The following is a 16930-nucleotide window of genomic DNA, read 5'->3' on the forward strand; positions in this document are numbered from 1 at the left end:
ACCGTGATGCATAATCCTCGGGAGGGAGAATTCATCACCATAAAGAGTTATAAGCATGACGGCAGCCTGCATCGAACGTGGCGTGACACCATGGTATTAAAAACTAGTGACCAATCCATAATCGGCTGTAATGATCACACCTTAGTAACGGAAGCAGATGGGCGTCGCTGGGTCACCAGAGAGCCTGCATTGTTGTATTACCATAAACATTATTGGTTCAACATCGTCACCATGATCCGCCAAAAGGGTGTCTCCTACTATTGCAATCTGGCATCGCCTTATGTGATCGACCAGGAAGCACTGAAGTACATCGATTATGACCTGGACATTAAAGTTTTTCCTGATGGTGAAAAACGTTTGCTTGATGTAGATGAGTATGAATTGCACCGCAATCGCATGAATTACCCAAAAGAGATCGACCATATCCTGAAGGAGAACGTGAAGATTTTGGTGAGCTGGATCAACGAAGAAAAAGGTCCATTTTCCAAAGAATACGTCGACTTATGGTATGAGCGGTACTGTCAGCTGTCGCATAATCAGCAAAACTCGTGATGAATCCAAAATAATAAAAAACCAGTCGAGCGTAATGATCGGCTGGTTTTTTATCGGAAATGTGCGCTAACTCAAAAAAAATACCGTGCATTAACACAACCGTTATATTATGATAAATATATCTGTAATATAGAGTCAATATTTGAAATGCGATTAAAATATTGGAGGAATCAGAATGAAAAAAAGGGAAATAGTACTAGTTTCCATCATGGGTATCCTTACGATTGCCATTGTTCTTTTTGGATATAAATATGCTGCTGCTAAAAAAGAGGAATTATTGAGTGAAGGAGAGAAACAAACAGCAACTGTTGCGGAAACAGCTTCTTCCCAGGAGTCTGTAGTCGCAGAGAGCGACACATCCGAAGCGTATGCGCAGTTCTTGGCCGCGTTTGCGGAGAACCGAAACAGCGCGCCGGTCATCGATTATCTGCAATATGTTCATCATCATACGAAGGAAGTCAATGTCGTCTTTTTCGGTGACGTGGCGGCAGATGCAGCTTGGGCCAAGTCCGCCATTGCCGGTATTCAGACAGACTTTCCGCTAGAAAACCTGTCGACTTCTTTCTTCAGCTACCCTTCTGATAGCAGCTCGGTTTATCTGAGTAGCCAGTATGTTCAGGAAATGATCGCCAGCAATCCGGATGTCATTTTTTACACGATCCCGACGAAAACCGATCAAGTGGTTGATATCAGTTTGGTGGATTCGACGCAAAACATCTACAAGATTTATGATGAAATCAGGGCTGCTTTGCCTGATACGCTGATCGTCTTGGTGACGCCACCTCCAGCAGAGTCCAAAATGGCTGATTGGAATTCACATTCCTTGGATTATCGGAACTATACCAATAATCTGGTGGAAGAAAATGCAGCTTTCGCTGTTCCGTTGTATGACCTGCATGCAGATTTCTTAGCTGAGTTGACGAACCGCAGCGAAACGTTGGCCAACTATATGGATGCAGCCGGTTTGGAATTGAACGAAACCGGACAGCAACTTTATGGAGAACTCTTTGCCAACAGCCTACGAACAAAAATGGTCGATACTACGGCCGGTCTGTATGTTGAAGGTGAAAAGCCTGCCTACACACCTATTGCTCCATCATTGGTCGTTCCGGTGGCGCCAGTCACTGTAACCGAGGAGCCTGTCACTGTAATCGAGGAGCCAGTTTATGAAGAGCCTACTTATGAATATGTTGCACCAACCTATGAAGATCCGGTGTATGAATATGTGGCGCCGGTTGTTGAAACACCAGTAACACCGGCAACACCGGCAACACCGATCCAACCAAGCGAAGATCCGATAACCGAACCGGAAACAACAATTACTGAGTAGGGATACGCTCACATAGGCACGTCGGATTTGAGTTGATCCATAACCTGCAAATCACAAAATATAAAGCCCGCATGTACCGGATTGTCCGGTAAATGTGGGCTTTTTTTGTGATTTTTTCATATTTCCATCTACAATAAAGCAGAAAAGTCAATCAGTCATTATCCTGATTTCACAAATAAGGTCAGTAAGGATAATACAAAAACATTATTGTTCTAAATGTATAAGAAGTTCTTTGAAAGGTTGATATTATCGTGTTTCTTATGTATAATTATGACATAAACAAAAGATGTAAGCGTTTTATGCGAAGGTGTTCTGTGTAGGTCGAAGATTATGTATTTCACAAACATGCAGGCAAATTTGGAGACCGCCGCACAATAGCCAGTTGTTTGAACGCAATTTCATCAGAAAAGAGATTTTTCGGAGGTAATGTCATGTACATACAAGTTGATGAACGGAAACGGACTGACGTTCTATCGACTACTTATTATCAAGATAACTCAGATAATTTAGATGATCGACTAGAGCAATTTGTGCAGTCGCCTGTTTTTGATAAAAAGTATTCATTTGATGGAGAATTGGGGGCACTTTATACACCGCAGCGGACTATTCTGCGGTTGTGGGCTCCGACCGCGCTCAGTGTAGAAGTAATTGTTTATGAAAGTCTGTACCGCAAAGAGAAGAAAAGACACACGATGGGGAAAGGCGGAAGAGGGACTCACGAACTCATTATGATTGGGGACTATGCAGGGACTGCCTACAAATATGCGATTACTTTCCCGGATGGCAAAGTCGTCGAAACGGTCGATCCCTATAGTTACGCGACCACCGCAAACGGAGAACGCTCCGTCATTATGGATGCAGTAAACACGAATCCAAAAAGATGGGGAGCCCGATTGGAGCCGATCGCTTCACCAGTCGACGCCATTATTTATGAATTACATATTCGTGACTTCACGATTTCCCCAACAAGCGGGATTGCAAACAAAGGCAAATTCCTGGGAGTGGTCGAGCAAGGTACCTTATCTGCGGATGGCGACAAGACCGGGCTGGATTACCTTAAAGAACTGGGCGTAACGCATGTCCAGTTTTTACCGATGGCCGATTTTTCCACAGTCAATGAGTTGAAGCCGTTGGAGCAATACAACTGGGGCTATGATCCGCAGAACTTCAATGTTCCTGAAGGATCCTATGCGACCAATCCCTACCAACCGGAAGTCCGGATCTTGGAAATGAAGGAAATGATTCAAGGCTTGCATGATGCGGGCATCCGTGTCATCATGGACGTCGTTTACAATCATGTCTATTTACCGAAACTGCATGCACTGGAAAAAACGGTGCCTGGGTATTATTTCCGCAGAAATGAAGATGGAACGCTCTGCAACGGTACTGGTGTCGGAAACGACACTGCTTCTGAGCGTTTTATGATGCGCAAATACATCATCGACAGCATCACCTATTGGGCGAAGAATTTCCATTTGGATGGATTCCGCTTTGATCTTATGGGAATCCACGACATCGAAACAATGAACGAAATCCGTATTGCCTTGGATGAAATCGATCCTTCGATCATTATGCTGGGTGAAGGTTGGAATCTGAACACCAATCTGCCACCTTCTGAAAAGGCAGTCCAACAAAATGCGGATCGTATGCCCGGTGTGGCTCATTTCAATGATGCACTGCGCGAAGCGATAAAGGGTTCTGATTTCGACAGCGGGAACGACACCGGATTTGTTACCGGTAAGCCATTTATGGAAGGTTGGATCGCTACTAATCTTCAGGGCGGAGCGTATTATCCCGTTAACCGAGGCAACTACAAGACACCTGCTCAGATGGTGCAATATGTGGAGGCCCACGACAATCTCACGCTTTATGACAAATTGAAGGTTTCCTTGCCGTGGGATGATGAGGATTTCCGTATGCGGCGCCATCTTTTGGCAAGCAGCTTCGTTCTGTTGAGCCAAGGCATTCCGTTCATCCATGCAGGACAAGAATTCATGCGCACAAAGAACGGGCTGGAGAATAGCTACAACGCACCGGATTCAATCAATCGCATGGATTGGCACCGTCGTTCCGAAATGAAACAGGCTGTGGATTACATGAAAGGCTTGATCGCGTTGCGCAAGCACGAGCCGTTATTCCGCTTGCGGACCATTGATGAGGTCAAGGAACACATGAATATACTCAAAGCAGACTATCAAATCGTTGTGTATCAGTTGGAGGACACTGAAAAGTTATACTACGTCATCTTCAATGGGCAGACGAATGCCATCGATTTTGATGTTGAAGCCGGAGACTATCAGGTGTTGATAGAAAACGGCAAATCAAACTTGGATGAACCGAGAATAGTTGAAGGACTATCCCGCATCCGGGTGGAATACCTCTCTGTTACAGTGCTTGTAAAGAATAAATGATGGTAGTCCGGGCGGTCGTCTCACTTGAGGCGGCCGTTTTTAGGTGCGAATGGAAAGTGGGAGCTGTCCTCCGGTGAGGACGGCTTGAACGGAGGAGAGCGTTCGAAACTGAGCCCATCTCTGGCCAGCGGGTGATTGCCGGAGAAGAGCCGCTGAAGCCGTGATGAACTCCGGCGGCCCAGGTCTTGACCGGAGTTAGACAAAGATGACAGCCTGATCGCTGTTCTGTGCAACATTTTTCATTCTTCATTGTGCAAGATTCTCACATTCTGAAGTATTTTTTGGTACAATGGAAAGGAAAATACATCGAATGAGAATGATGGGGTGGGTTCACTGATGATAAAAATGATAGCGATTGATATCGACGGTACGCTGGTCAACGGGCAGAAAGTGATGACGCAAAAAGTAAAAGAGACGATCCAGGAGGCGATGCGGCGCGGCATCAAAATCGTACTATGCACAGGCCGTCCGCCTGCGGGCATCAAGCCTTACGCGGACGAACTGGGATTTGGCGAACATGAGGACTACATCATCGCACAGAATGGCGCCTATATTCTGCGCGCGGACACGAATGAAACGGTCTACAAAAAGACCTTGACGCTTGCTGAGGTGCAGGAAATTTACGAGTTCGGAAAAGGGTTTTCTGCCGGCACGCTGTTGGTCGGGGAGCACCATTACTACAGTCTGGAAGATGAAGTGACGGAATCGATGCAGAAGGATGCCACCATCGTCAACGTGGACATCAGCGTATTGGATCCCAAAGCAGTAACCGAAGAGATGGGTTTGATGAAGATCCTTTACATCGGCAATCCGAACGAGGTGGATGTCATTGAATCAGCTATTCCCGATCAGATGCGGAATGACTTCTATATCGTGCGCAGCCAAGATTTCCTTGTAGAAGTGATGGAGAAGAGTTCAAACAAGGGCACGGCTTTGACGAAGTTGGCGGATCATCTGGGAATCGCGATGGACGAAGTGATGGCACTAGGAGATGGCGAGAACGATTATGAAATGATCCAAGTTGCCGGACTGGGAGTCGTGATGTCCAATGGAACGGACAATCTGAAAAGCATCGCGAACGAAATCACCTTATCCAACGAAGAAGATGGCGTTGCCCATGCCATCGAGAGATGGGCTTTCCAAAGCTAGACGAATGTAAAAAAAGGTTTCAGAATAGCAAAGAGGCGCGCACCCGACCAGGAATACTCTTGGTTGAGTGCGCGCCTCTTTATTGCTGCCACTGAACAAACCGAGTCGGCTGTTTAATGGATGATGTCTTCGATATTATTGATGTTTTTTGATTTATTGCCTGGAGTCGCTTTGTAGCTGCGGACCAGTTTGTTGAAGTGAACCAGATCGTCTTCATACGCCAGGATGGCACTCATCAGGTGGATGATGCCGTAGCTTTCGGAACTGCTGTATTTGCTGAAATCACTTTCTTCTTGGGCGCGTTGGAAAAAGACATCCATCAGATCGTGACGCTGATCTTTGTTGGCTTCGAAGAAATTGACTTGATTGGCCGGAACCCGTCCGCTGAATTTCAGCATAATCTGCTCATGCCCACTCATCAAGGTCTCCAGGCGTTCTCGGATCATGATGCGCATTTCGACAGGAAACTGATAGAAAACATTCTCGTAATCGTGCAGCACTTCCAGAACGTGAAAAGCTGATCGGGTCGTTTGGATCATTTTCCGGTAGACTACCAGCATTTTTTTATTCTGGTATTTGTTTTTTTTGTTGAACAAGCCGCTTTCAGTCAAATACTGGTAGAGATTGTCCATTTTTTTGAGTTGTGTACGCGCCCATTTCAGGTCGTTGTTCATGATCGAGTATTCGGTATTCTTGCGCAAGCCGGCACGGATCCAGATCAGAAACTCGGTAGTTGCATAATCCACTGTGTGGTACAGCCGTTCGTCGTATCGCGGCGGAGCGATGAATGTGTTTACCAAAAAGGCAATGATGACGCCGATGAATGTCTCCAGCACGCGGTAAGCGGCGCTCAACATCAGATTGTCATCCGTACCGACCATGATGACGATCAGTGTCACGATCGACAGTCCGATCACATCTTCGAGCTTGAGAGCATTCAGGATGGCAATCAACAACATCACTGAAATACCGAGCAGATAGATGTTGTATCCCAAGGTCATGACGACGAAAACGGCTACCAAGCCACCGATTGTATTGGCCATGATCCGGCTTTTCAGGTTGGTGTAAGAACGGCCAAGTGAAGGTTGGGTGGAATAAATGGCTGCGATGCCTGCGATGACGCCTCCGCCTTCGAATCCGAAGTATTGGGCGACAATCATTGCTAATGCGACGGCGAGACCCGTTTTAAAGGTGCGGGCGCCAAGTTTCATATAGATTCAGCTCCAAGTCGATAAATGATGTAAAAAAAATAATCCTAATTAAGAATATACTAATCCCGTGGCCATGTAAAGGTCGACAGGATGGTTGTTTGAAAACTGCCTTTCTGGATTCGTTTCCATCTGCGACATGATAATAAAAAGTAAGGATTATTTTTGAATGCTAAGAGCTTATGTATTGCTATTTTCGGCAAATCGATATATGATGAATTCAGCTAAATGTAAATTATAATGACTATCATATACAAGCCATTCCAGAAGAGGGGGGATAGACAATGCATCATACAGTCGTAAATGATTCAATCGAAAAAATGAAGAACGCCAATATTCGGATTACACCACAACGTTACGCAATTTTGGAATATTTGGTCGAGTCCAAAATGCACCCTACAGCAGATGAGATCTACAAAGCACTGGCCGATCGGTTTCCGAACATGAGTGCTGCCACTGTCTACAACAATTTGAGACTTTTCGTAAAAATCGGCTTCGTAAAGGAATTGGCATACGGGGATGCTTCGAGCCGTTTTGATTTCAGCAACACGCAACATTATCACGCAATCTGTGAAAGTTGCGGGAAAATCGTCGATCTCTATTATCCGGTATTGGATGATGTGGAGATGGTTGCCGAAAATTTGACCGGTTTCCAAGTCGGCCATCACCGCATGGAAGTCTATGGCATTTGTCCTGAATGTCAGGAAAAAGGGATCCAAAAAGAAGATATTGCTGACGGAGCGGAAGCTGCCGGACATCATCACCACCATTAATAGTCAAGAGCTCTTCCTCAGGTTTTCCGGGGAAGAGCTCTTTTTGTATAGTAAACGAAACCCCTAAGCGAGTGAGCAGCTCAGGGGTTTCGTTTTGGTTGTCTTCAGTTTTCTTTCGGTTTGCTCATGCCGATGGATTTGTCGATGGTTGTCTGGACTGCCGAGATGACAGCGGACCGGAATCCGTTTTTCTCCAATTCGGCAACGGCTTCGATCGTCGTTCCGCCCGGGGAGCAGACCATATCCTTCAGTTCGCCTGGGTGTTTGCCGGTTTCCAGAACCATTTTTGCGGATCCGAGAACAGCTTGTGCCGCAAATTTATAGGCTTGTTGGCGGGGCATTCCGCCGCGGACAGCGCCATCCGCCAAAGATTCGATGAACATGAAGACCAGGGCCGGGGATGAACCGCTGACGCCCGTCACGGCATCCATCATATATTCCGAAACCATTTCGCTGCGGCCGAAGCTGTCGAAGATATTTTTGACGTCCGTCAACTCAGCGACGTTCACCACTTCGTTTGCGCAGATGCCGGTCATACCTTCGCCAACCAAAGCAGGGGTATTCGGCATGGCGCGGACTACTTTTAACTTGCGGCCGAAGCGTTCTTCGATGTCGCTTAAGCTTTTTCCGGCTGCGATCGTAACGATGACGATCTTCTCTTTGACGGTCGTTTTGATTTCATCGATGACGACATTGTAGATATTCGGTTTGACGGCCAAGAAGAGGATATCTGCTTCGGCTGCTACCTGTCTGTTGTCGTCCGCGATGCGGATGGCGTATTGGTCCTTCAAGGATTGCAGGCTTTCGTTGTCTTGACTGGATACGATCACTTGGTTTGGTGCAACAAGTGCAGAACCGACGAGCCCGCCGATGATAGCTCCGCCCATATTTCCGCTGCCGATGAATCCGATTGTTTTTTTCATGGATGAGGACTCCTTTTGGATGATGAGTAAGTTCGTTTGATTTCCTTAATTTTATCATTATAACAAGAAAAAAGGGAAATCGTACAGAAAATGATGGAATGCTGCAAAGTATGGGCATCATCACATCCTGTGATTTGTTTTTATGAGGCCTTTTGGGTAAGCTTAAGGTAAGTATTGTTCCAACGAATAATGATGGCTAGCTTCACGGGTTAGGCTGAACGAACCAGCGAAGCTAGCCATCACGAAAGTGAGGTTTTTGGTATGGGTAATGTGCGTGAGTGGTGGCATGGATTGATTGTGTATCAAGTGTATCCGATGAGTTTTCAGGACTCCAACGGGGATGGTATCGGGGATATCCGCGGTGTTATAAACCGTTTGGATTATATTCAAAATTTGGGCGTTAATATGATTTGGCTGAATCCGATCTTCAAATCGCCGAAAGTCGATAATGGCTATGATATTTCCGACTTCCTCGAAATCGATCCGATTTTCGGGACGATGGCTGAGGTTGAAGAGTTGATCCTCGAAGCGCATAAACGCGGCATCAAAGTCATTTTCGATTTCGTGATGAATCACACTTCTGAACAGCATCCGTGGTTCCAGGAAGCCTTAAAGGGGAAAGACAATCCGTACCGCGATTATTATATCTGGGCGGACGGCAAAAACGGCGGGCAGGATCTGCCTAATAATTGGGAATCTTTTTTCACCGGAACTGTCTGGGAAAAGGAACCATCCGGTGACCAATATTATTTCCATCTGTTTGCGAAAGAAATGCCTGATCTGAATTGGGCCAATCCGGAAGTGCGGCGCGCAATGGTCGATATCGCGTTTTTCTGGCTCGATAAGGGAGTCGACGGTTTCCGTTTGGATGCTTTTATCCATCTGCAAAAGGAAGAAGGTTTTCCGGATGTGGAAGGGCTGGATGAAGGGGAAATCGGCTTGGCTGAGAATTATTACGCCAATCTTCCAAAAATCAACGAGTACATGAAATTCTTCACCTCGACTTTGCGGGAACGCTATCCGGACACTTTCATCGTCGGGGAGGCAGCTTCGGCAACCGTCGAGCTGGCGCGTTCCTATACCGATCCCGTTCTCGGCGGCTGCGACACGGTCATCACTTTCCGTTATTTCACGATGGATGAAAAATCGAAAGATCCGCGCCTCTCCTCAAATATGCAAAAGACGAAGCTGCTTTACGGCGCCTTCAAGAAAAATCTTCAGGAGTGGCAGAAAGTCATGGCGGATGTCGGCGGTCCGACGCTCTATTGGAACAACCACGATATGGCTCGGGTCGTTTCCAGGATTGGGGACGACAGTAAGCACCGCGATAACAGCGCGAAAATGCTGGCGGCTCTGATGTATCTTCAGAAAGGCATTCCCTTCATCCTGAATGGGGAGGAGCTTGGGATGAAAAATCTATTTTTGAATGACATCAAAGATTTTAAATCTCCGGAAGCCAAGACGTTCTATAAGGACGCACTCGCGTTGGGGTACAGCGAAGAGGCGGTTCTGTACAATCTGCGGGAAAGTTCCAAGGATGCCAGTCGTGGTGCGATGCAATGGGATCAGTCGGCTTTTGCGGGCTTTTCAACGGTAGCCCCGTGGAGTGGCGTCAACGTCGAAGCGGATTATAACGTAGCCGCGGAAGAAGCCGATCCCGATAGCATTCTGCATTTTTATCGGAAAGTATTGGATCTGAAAAAGACGGATCTGTTCGTCGAAGGCGACTATCATCTCTGGAATACGCACGATGACTTCTATGTCTATGAGCGGGTGATGGACAAACAAGTCGGCCTTGTCATCTGCAACGTGACGGACCAACCGAAGGAGTTTGTGCTTCATCAGTTGGAGCCCCATGGCTACCGCCAGATTCTGTTGCAGAATGGAGGGAACAGGCTGGAAGGGGAAACCTTGCACCTTGGGCCTTATGGGGTGGCTGTTTTTCAGACCGTCTACAATAGCTGAAATAGTTAAGGGGATATTTAACAGCCAATAAAAATCTCCTCAAATGCATGCAAATCTTTTGTTTTTGATCCCGTTTCCTCTATACTTTGCGTATAGAAAGGGGGGATTCGAGATGATGCTGACAAAGAAAGTCCGCTTGATTGTGACCGACGAAACGTCCAAACTCTACCAAGCGGCTGGTGTTGCTCGCTGGGCGTACAACTACACGATCCGGATGCAGGAAATGAACCATCGCTTCGGTGGGACGTTCATCAGCGACAATGAGCTACGCAGGCACATCACCAAGATGAAGAAGCGCAAAAAATACGCCTGGCTGAACGACGTTTCCAACAATGTCGTCAAACAGGCGGTCAAGGATGCCTGCAAAGCCTATAAAGCCTTCTTCAACGGGCAAGCCCAGCATCCTCGTTTCAAGACCAAGCGCCGCTCCACACCGAGTTTCTACAATGACTGCGGCAAGCTGAAAGTGAAAGGCAACCGCGTCCTGTTGGAGAAAATCGGCTGGGTGAAAACCAACGAACCGTTGCCCGTGGACTGCAAATACTACAATCCGCGCATCAAGTTCGACGGAAAATATTGGTATTTGACCGTCGGCATTGAGGTGGAAACGGAAAAGTCCGTATTGGACGGTCGGATTGTCGGCGTGGATGTCGGCATCAGGGAGTTGGCTGTCACCTCCGATGGCGTTTTTTACGAAAACATCAACAAAACTGCCTCCGTGAGGAAAGTGGAGAAACGCCTCAAGAGATTGCAGCGGCGTGCAAGCAAAAAATACAAGAAAGGTACGCTTAAATCTAAACATCTCCTAAAACTAGAAGGTAAAATCCGAAAACACCACAGACGCCTAGTCAACATCCGAACCAATCATGTCCATCAAGCAACAGCGGAGATCGTGAAATCCAAACCCTTCCGCATTGTGATGGAAACGCTGAACATTCGCGGCATGATGAAAGACAAGCATTTGGCTAAGGCGGTCGCAAATCAGAAGCTCTATTTTTTCAAACAATGCCTGCAATACAAATGCGAACTGCATGGCATTGAATTTGTGGAAGCAGACCAGTGGTTTCCGAGCTCCAAGTTGTGCAACAACTGCGGATCGCTCAAAAAGGACCTGAAACGCAGTGACAAGGTCTACCACTGCGCCTGTGGCCACCATTGCGATAGGGATCTGAACGCAAGCTACAATCTGAGGGATTACCAAGCAGTCTAACGGTAACTCGGATATGTACGATTCGTTGCATCGGAATTTACGCCCTTGGAGTGCTGCATCAAACGAAAGTAGTCCGTCAGGACCAAATCGAGCACGAAGAACAGGGAAGCAAACATAAACTAGATTTAGTTAGATTTATGGCAACGGGATCCTTATGGCGAAAGACACATTCTTGAATTTGCGGAATCAAATCATTTATTGCATTTATGTGCGTAACCACACTCCGGAAGGGACTTTTAAAGCCATCATCCCGGATCTGCAACGCATCAAGGGGCTGGGTGCCGACATCATCTGGTTCATGCCAATCCATCCCATCGGCGAAACAAAGCGCAAAGGCGTGGAAGGCAGTCCTTATGCCATCAAAGATTACCGCGCTGTCAATCCTGCCTACGGAACGATGGACGACTTCAAAGCATTGGCCGCCGCTATCCACGATTTGGGCATGAAAGTGATGATCGATGTCGTGTATAATCACACTTCGCCGGATTCACAGCTTGTCGAACAGCATCCGGAGTGGTTTTACCGCAGACCGAACGGCGAAATGGGCAACAAAGTCGGTGAGTGGTACGACATCGTCGACTTGGACTACAGCCATCCGGAATTGTGGGATTATCAAATCGAAACACTGAAGCAATGGGCAACAATCGTGGATGGCTTCCGCTGCGATGTGGCGAGTCTCGTGCCCGTGGAATTTTGGGTGCGCGCCAGAAAAGAAGTGGCGGAAGTCAAAGCAGGCGTCGTCTGGTTGGCCGAGTCGGTCCATCCGAGTTTCCTGAGGATGAACCGGGATCGCGGCAATATCGGCTATTCCGACAGCGAATTGTATGAAGCGTTCGACATCACCTATGACTATGATGTGCACGATTTCCAGCAGGCTTACTTCTGGGGGGAAATCAGCCTCAAAAATTATCTTGATGTCCTTCTGTTCCAGGACGGCATCTATCCCGTGAATTACGTCAAATTGCGTTTCTTGGAGAACCATGATCATCCACGCATCCGCTCGAAGATCGATGACATCGGCAGGCTGCGGAATTGGACTGCTTTTGCCTATTTCCAGAAAGGGACGCTGCTGCTCTTCGGCGGACAGGAGACCGCGACGGCGCACCTGCCGGATCTGTTCGAAAAGGATCCGATTGCGTGGACCGGTGAGGAGGATCTGACGCCTTTGCTGCAGCGGCTGCAACGTTTCAAGCGGGAAGCCGCTGTTAGGGAGGGCAGTTATGACCTGAAAGCTGCTTCCAAATCGGAGACGGTCATCGGCCAATACCGGTTTGGGAATGAAAGGCTGACGGGCATTTTCTGCCTGGATGGGAAAGCTGCCAAGGTTGCTGTCGATTTGCCGGATGGTGTTTATCGGAATCAGCTGGATGATCAGGAGTACCAAATCAGTGAAGGGTTGCTGGAAACCCGAAGCGTGCCAATCCTGTTCAAGAGTTACGGCGAGGCGCTGTTGACCGAGGTTTGAAAGTACATGGGAAATATTGTAGACTAATGCGTGATTGCGCTTGCATTGAGGCGGTCAAAATTGGGATAATAGAGTCATCAAAACAATCATTCTTATGTGGGCTCCGAAAAGGACCGGCATCTGATTCCGGAAAGAAGGACTGTTATATGAAAAGACTGTTTGATATCGATCCTTGGAAAATAAAGACGAATGTATTGGACAAAGAAGAGAAGCGGCTGCAGGAAAGCTTGACTTCGATCGGCAACGGCTACATGGGGATGCGCGGCAATTTTGAGGAGGGTTACTCAGGCGATACCCATGAAGGGACCTACTTGGCGGGTGTCTGGTATCCCGACAAGACACGTGTGGGCTGGTGGAAGAACGGCTACCCGGAATATTTCGGGAAAGTCATCAACGCCATGAACTTCATTGCTGTGGGTATCCTCGTTGATGGGGAACCGCTTGATTTAGCGAAGCAGCCTGTCGCGGATTTTCATATGGAATTGGACATGCGCCGAGGCGTATTGAACCGCAGCTTCATTTGGAAAAGCGAGAGCGATGCTGCGGAAATCAAGTTCACTTTTGAACGCTTCGTCAGCATCTCGCAGAAGGAGCTTTGTCTCGTGCGGGTAACGGCAGAAGTGCTGAAAGGCTCGGCCGACCTGGAATTCCATCCGCGTCTGGATGGCAACGTGACGAATGAGGATGCGAATTACGAGGAAATGTTCTGGGAGGAAGCTGGTCGCACGCTGGATGCGCCTGTCAGTCTGAGCACCAAAACGATTCCGAATCCGTTCGGGATCGATCAGTTCACGGTCACTGCAGCAATGAGCAACCGCATTTCCGGACTGGGGCAAACGGGCTGCAACGAAAGCGGCCTTTTAGTAGAAGAAACTTTTTCTGGACTCGTTTCCGCGGGCGAAAAGGTCGTTTTGGACAAGCGTGTCGCTATCGTCACCAGCCGGGACATTCCGGATGCCGAGCAGGCGTTCATCGCCAAAAAGATGGCAACTGAAGCTGCTGGGGAAGGCTACGACAGGCTTCTCGCCGCGCATGAACGTGCTTGGAAAGCGAGATGGGCGAAAGCGGACGTGAAAATAATGGGCAACGACGAAGCACAGCAAGGGATCCGCTTCAATCTTTTCCAACTTTTTTCTACTTATTACGGAGAAGACGAACGTTTGAACATCGGTCCGAAAGGCTTCACCGGCGAGAAATACGGCGGCGCCACCTATTGGGATACGGAGGCATACATGGTGCCGATGTACCTTTCCGTAGCCGATCCGAAAGTCACCCGCCAATTGTTGCGCTACCGTCATCAGCAGTTGCCGGGTGCTTTCCACAACGCACGCCAGCAGGGGCTCAAAGGCGCTTTGTATCCGATGGTGACCTTCAACGGAATCGAATGCCACAACGAATGGGAAATCACTTTTGAGGAAATCCACCGCAACGGGGCGATCGCGCATGCCATCTACAACTACACGAACTACACGGGGGATGAAAGCTACTTAGTGGAAACGGGAATCGATGTCCTTGTCGGCATTTCCCGTTTCTGGGCGGATCGGGTCCATTTTTCCAAACGCAACCAAAAATATATGATCCATGGCGTGACTGGCCCGAACGAGTACGAAAACAACGTCAACAACAATTACCATACCAACAATATGGCGACGTGGACACTCCAGTACACTTTGGACGCGCTAAAAAAAGTGTCCCCCGAGAAATGGGCAGAGCAGGGCCTGGCGGAAGCGGAAACGGACCACTGGAAAGATATTGTTGCCCGGATGTATTATCCGTATGATGAGGAACTGGGGGTTTTTGTCCAGCATGACACGTTCCTTGATAAAGACCTTCGTCCTGCCGATACGTTGGATCCGAGCGAAAGGCCTTTGAATCAGCATTGGTCATGGGATAAAATCCTGCGATCCCCGTTCATCAAACAGTCCGATGTGCTGCAGAGCATCTATTTCCTGAATGATCGGTACAGTATGGAAGAAAAGAGACGCAACTTTGATTTCTATGAAGCGATGACTGTTCACGAATCTTCCTTGTCCCCATCCGTGCACGCTGTCCTGGCTGCGGAACTTGGGAAGGAAGAAAAAGCTGTTGAATTATATGCGCGCACCGCTAGGCTCGATCTGGACAACTACAACAATGATACGGATGACGGGCTCCACGTCACTTCGATGAGCGGTGCCTGGTTGGCTATCGTTCAAGGCTTTGCCGGAATGCGCGTGAAAGAGGGCGCCCTGCATTTCAAACCATTCGTTCCTAAAAATTGGCAAGGCTATGATTTCAAAATCAATTTCCGCGGCAGCCTGCTTGATGTGCAAGTGATCGGTGGAGAAGTGACCCTCACTATAGAAGAAGGACCAGAGTTAGCTGTGTATTTAAATGATGAATTGGTACAAGTGAATGAAGCTGTCGTCGTCAAGACGAAGCACTGATCGAATTGGGGGCTGCTGGAAGGCGGCCCTTAATTGCGTTCTATCATTGCTGAAGAGCCGTACTGTCATGGAAAGTGTATAGGCAGTTAAATAGAAGCTGAAGACACTAAAATTGTAGCCATAAAGTCAGCCGGAAACTTGGGGGAATAAATAAAAAAATTCAAATAATTAAAAAAAATAGTCAACATTTACTTGCAAAGCAAGCGCTTTCATGTTATTATTAGAGTGTAAAGAAGGAAGGGTATATAACTCGAAAGGGTTGTATAAAATGAATTCTTTACATAGAACCAATTGAAGTTCTTGCATCTTATGGTTTTAATTTCATTCATGATCGAGTAGAGACTTTAAGTATAGACCCGAAAAATCTAGAAAAGATTCAACATGACAGATTGAATGAAAAAAGTAACGTAGCAGCAGAAAAGATTTAGATTAGCTTGAAAAACTATGAAAAATTGATTTAACCTGTGAAGTTAAAACCGTAATAGAATGGATAAAGGTTCAGAAATGAGAAACATTTTAGGCGAGTAAACTTAAAATGTTATCTCGAAGAAGATTCGTATTTAAATGTGAGTGGCGAGATGCCCCGTTTAAATGTTTTATGAATCTTCAGTACTACAACTTCATATTGTGGCCATGTTCCTCATTCAGTGGAAAAAGTAGTCCGGAAGTTTGTAAGACTCACATGAACGAAGATCATGTCAACGAACAGTAACTTTAAATACCAACCGCAACATTGTTGGTAGATAAATTAACAGGAACTAGTGCTACAAGCATGAAGTGAGGCAACCTCGCTATTTGAGGTTGCCTCTTTGATTTTCTTGCGCTACCTGAGCGTATTCAGCCTTATATTCGAAAAAAATGTTTTTCGCTTCAAATAATGTATCCATAGTAATGTTGATGCACTGGCGTTGACAAGGCTTACAATTTTATGGTACAGTTTAGTTCCTCGGTAATCCGATGGATTTTTTTGAAATCTGTTTGACATGGATTTGAAATGATGATAGTATTGTGAAGTTGTCTTTTGTAAGGCGACTGCAAGATAAGATTCATTGTTGACAGCAAGATAAAACGATGTTATCATATGAAAGTTGCTGATTCATCAGTCGAACAGCTTAAATTTAATTTTTAAAAGTTGTTGACAAGATGCAATGGCCATGATATTATGAATAAGCAATCACGTAATACGTGATACGCGATTGACCTTTGAAAACTGAACAAAGAATGAACGAACCAAATGTGCAGGGAGCTTAGACTTCGGTCGAAGCAAACGAAGGCGATACATTGTATCGCAAACATAAAGTCAGCAAGAAATTAAGAGCTTTTCAGCTTTTCATGAGGGTTTCTGTACAAGAGCCCACATTACATGAGAGTTTGATCCTGGCTCAGGACGAACGCTGGCGGCGTGCCTAATACATGCAAGTCGAACGGTCTTTTCTATGGAAGCTTGCTTCCACTGAGAAGATAGTGGCGAACGGGTGAGTAACACGTGGGTAACCTGCCCATAAGAGGGGGATAACA

General features: G+C 46.9%; 11 protein-coding genes and 1 rRNA gene. 10 read left to right on the top strand and 2 right to left on the bottom strand.

All coding sequences use genetic code 11. The features are described from left to right. The first annotated feature begins 6 nt into the window (after window positions 1-6). The 4 genes from ntdP (at window position 7) to BMZ71_RS08560 (ending at window position 5442) form a co-directional block, all read left to right on the top strand. On the top strand, window positions 7-552 hold the full coding sequence (gene ntdP, locus BMZ71_RS08545; protein ID WP_068561041.1) for a nucleoside tri-diphosphate phosphatase: 546 nt from the start codon (window positions 7-9) through the stop codon (window positions 550-552). A gap of 175 nt (window positions 553-727) precedes the next feature. Beyond that, on the top strand, window positions 728-1882 hold the full coding sequence (locus BMZ71_RS08550) for an SGNH/GDSL hydrolase family protein (protein ID WP_086989450.1): 1155 nt from the start codon (window positions 728-730) through the stop codon (window positions 1880-1882). 431 nt (window positions 1883-2313) lie between these two features. Further along, on the top strand, window positions 2314-4293 hold the full coding sequence (gene pulA / locus BMZ71_RS08555; protein WP_086989451.1) for a type I pullulanase: 1980 nt from the start codon (window positions 2314-2316) through the stop codon (window positions 4291-4293). 336 nt (window positions 4294-4629) lie between these two features. Further along, entirely contained in the window at window positions 4630-5442 is an 813-nt protein-coding gene (locus tag BMZ71_RS08560) for a Cof-type HAD-IIB family hydrolase (protein WP_086989452.1), read from the top strand. Between the two features lie 113 nt (window positions 5443-5555). Here the strand turns inward: BMZ71_RS08560 and BMZ71_RS08565 are convergent, their stop codons facing one another. Beyond that, window positions 5556-6653, bottom strand: a complete 1098-nt coding sequence (locus BMZ71_RS08565; protein WP_086989453.1) for an FUSC family protein — start codon at window positions 6651-6653, stop codon at window positions 5556-5558. A 281-nt stretch (window positions 6654-6934) separates the two neighbouring features. Here BMZ71_RS08565 and BMZ71_RS08570 point away from each other — a divergent pair, with 281 nt between their 5' ends. After that, window positions 6935-7423: a Fur family transcriptional regulator gene (locus tag BMZ71_RS08570; protein WP_086989454.1), complete on the top strand. Its 489-nt coding sequence runs from the start codon at window positions 6935-6937 to the stop codon at window positions 7421-7423. A gap of 104 nt (window positions 7424-7527) precedes the next feature. Here the strand turns inward: BMZ71_RS08570 and proC are convergent, their stop codons facing one another. Next, complete coding sequence (proC, locus tag BMZ71_RS08575; RefSeq protein ID WP_086989455.1) at window positions 7528-8346, bottom strand: pyrroline-5-carboxylate reductase; 819 nt, start codon at window positions 8344-8346, stop codon at window positions 7528-7530. 261 nt (window positions 8347-8607) lie between these two features. Here proC and BMZ71_RS08580 point away from each other — a divergent pair, with 261 nt between their 5' ends. The 5 genes from BMZ71_RS08580 to BMZ71_RS08600 all read left to right on the top strand — a co-directional run. After that, window positions 8608-10311 carry a glycoside hydrolase family 13 protein gene (locus BMZ71_RS08580; RefSeq protein ID WP_086989456.1) on the top strand — a complete coding sequence of 568 codons (1704 nt, stop codon included), beginning with the start codon at window positions 8608-8610 and terminating at the stop codon, window positions 10309-10311. Between the two features lie 112 nt (window positions 10312-10423). Then, window positions 10424-11521 carry an RNA-guided endonuclease InsQ/TnpB family protein gene (locus tag BMZ71_RS08585; protein WP_086989457.1) on the top strand — a complete coding sequence of 366 codons (1098 nt, stop codon included), beginning with the start codon at window positions 10424-10426 and terminating at the stop codon, window positions 11519-11521. A 154-nt stretch (window positions 11522-11675) separates the two neighbouring features. Next, the gene (locus BMZ71_RS08590; protein ID WP_086989458.1) at window positions 11676-12986 is read left to right on the top strand and encodes an alpha-amylase family glycosyl hydrolase; all 1311 of its coding nucleotides are present in this window, start codon (window positions 11676-11678) and stop codon (window positions 12984-12986) included. Window positions 12987-13132: 146 nt separating this feature from the next. Continuing rightward, window positions 13133-15412 (top strand): glycoside hydrolase family 65 protein, encoded by a 2280-nt coding sequence (locus BMZ71_RS08595; protein ID WP_086989459.1) that lies wholly within the window; start codon window positions 13133-13135, stop codon window positions 15410-15412. Between the two features lie 1359 nt (window positions 15413-16771). Next, window positions 16772-16930, top strand: a 16S ribosomal RNA gene (locus BMZ71_RS08600); the annotation flags it as partial.

Origin of the sequence: Trichococcus flocculiformis, from assembly GCF_900113645.1 — a bacterium.
GTDB classification, from domain to species: domain Bacteria; phylum Bacillota; class Bacilli; order Lactobacillales; family Aerococcaceae; genus Trichococcus; species Trichococcus flocculiformis.

What these genes read in the sequence shown, in the direction of transcription:
- BMZ71_RS08565 (WP_086989453.1), bottom strand. Translation starts at nt 6,653, where the DNA reads ATGAAACTTGGCGCCCGCACCTTTAAAACGGGTCTCGCCGTCGCATTA.
- pulA (WP_086989451.1), top strand. Translation starts at nt 2,314, where the DNA reads ATGTACATACAAGTTGATGAACGGAAACGGACTGACGTTCTATCGACT.
- BMZ71_RS08570 (WP_086989454.1), top strand. Translation starts at nt 6,935, where the DNA reads ATGCATCATACAGTCGTAAATGATTCAATCGAAAAAATGAAGAACGCC.
- BMZ71_RS08580 (WP_086989456.1), top strand. Translation starts at nt 8,608, where the DNA reads ATGGGTAATGTGCGTGAGTGGTGGCATGGATTGATTGTGTATCAAGTG.
- BMZ71_RS08590 (WP_086989458.1), top strand. Translation starts at nt 11,676, where the DNA reads ATGGCGAAAGACACATTCTTGAATTTGCGGAATCAAATCATTTATTGC.
- ntdP (WP_068561041.1), top strand. Translation starts at nt 7, where the DNA reads ATGCATAATCCTCGGGAGGGAGAATTCATCACCATAAAGAGTTATAAG.
- BMZ71_RS08595 (WP_086989459.1), top strand. Translation starts at nt 13,133, where the DNA reads ATGAAAAGACTGTTTGATATCGATCCTTGGAAAATAAAGACGAATGTA.
- BMZ71_RS08560 (WP_086989452.1), top strand. Translation starts at nt 4,630, where the DNA reads ATGATAAAAATGATAGCGATTGATATCGACGGTACGCTGGTCAACGGG.
- BMZ71_RS08550 (WP_086989450.1), top strand. Translation starts at nt 728, where the DNA reads ATGAAAAAAAGGGAAATAGTACTAGTTTCCATCATGGGTATCCTTACG.
- BMZ71_RS08585 (WP_086989457.1), top strand. Translation starts at nt 10,424, where the DNA reads ATGATGCTGACAAAGAAAGTCCGCTTGATTGTGACCGACGAAACGTCC.
- proC (WP_086989455.1), bottom strand. Translation starts at nt 8,346, where the DNA reads ATGAAAAAAACAATCGGATTCATCGGCAGCGGAAATATGGGCGGAGCT.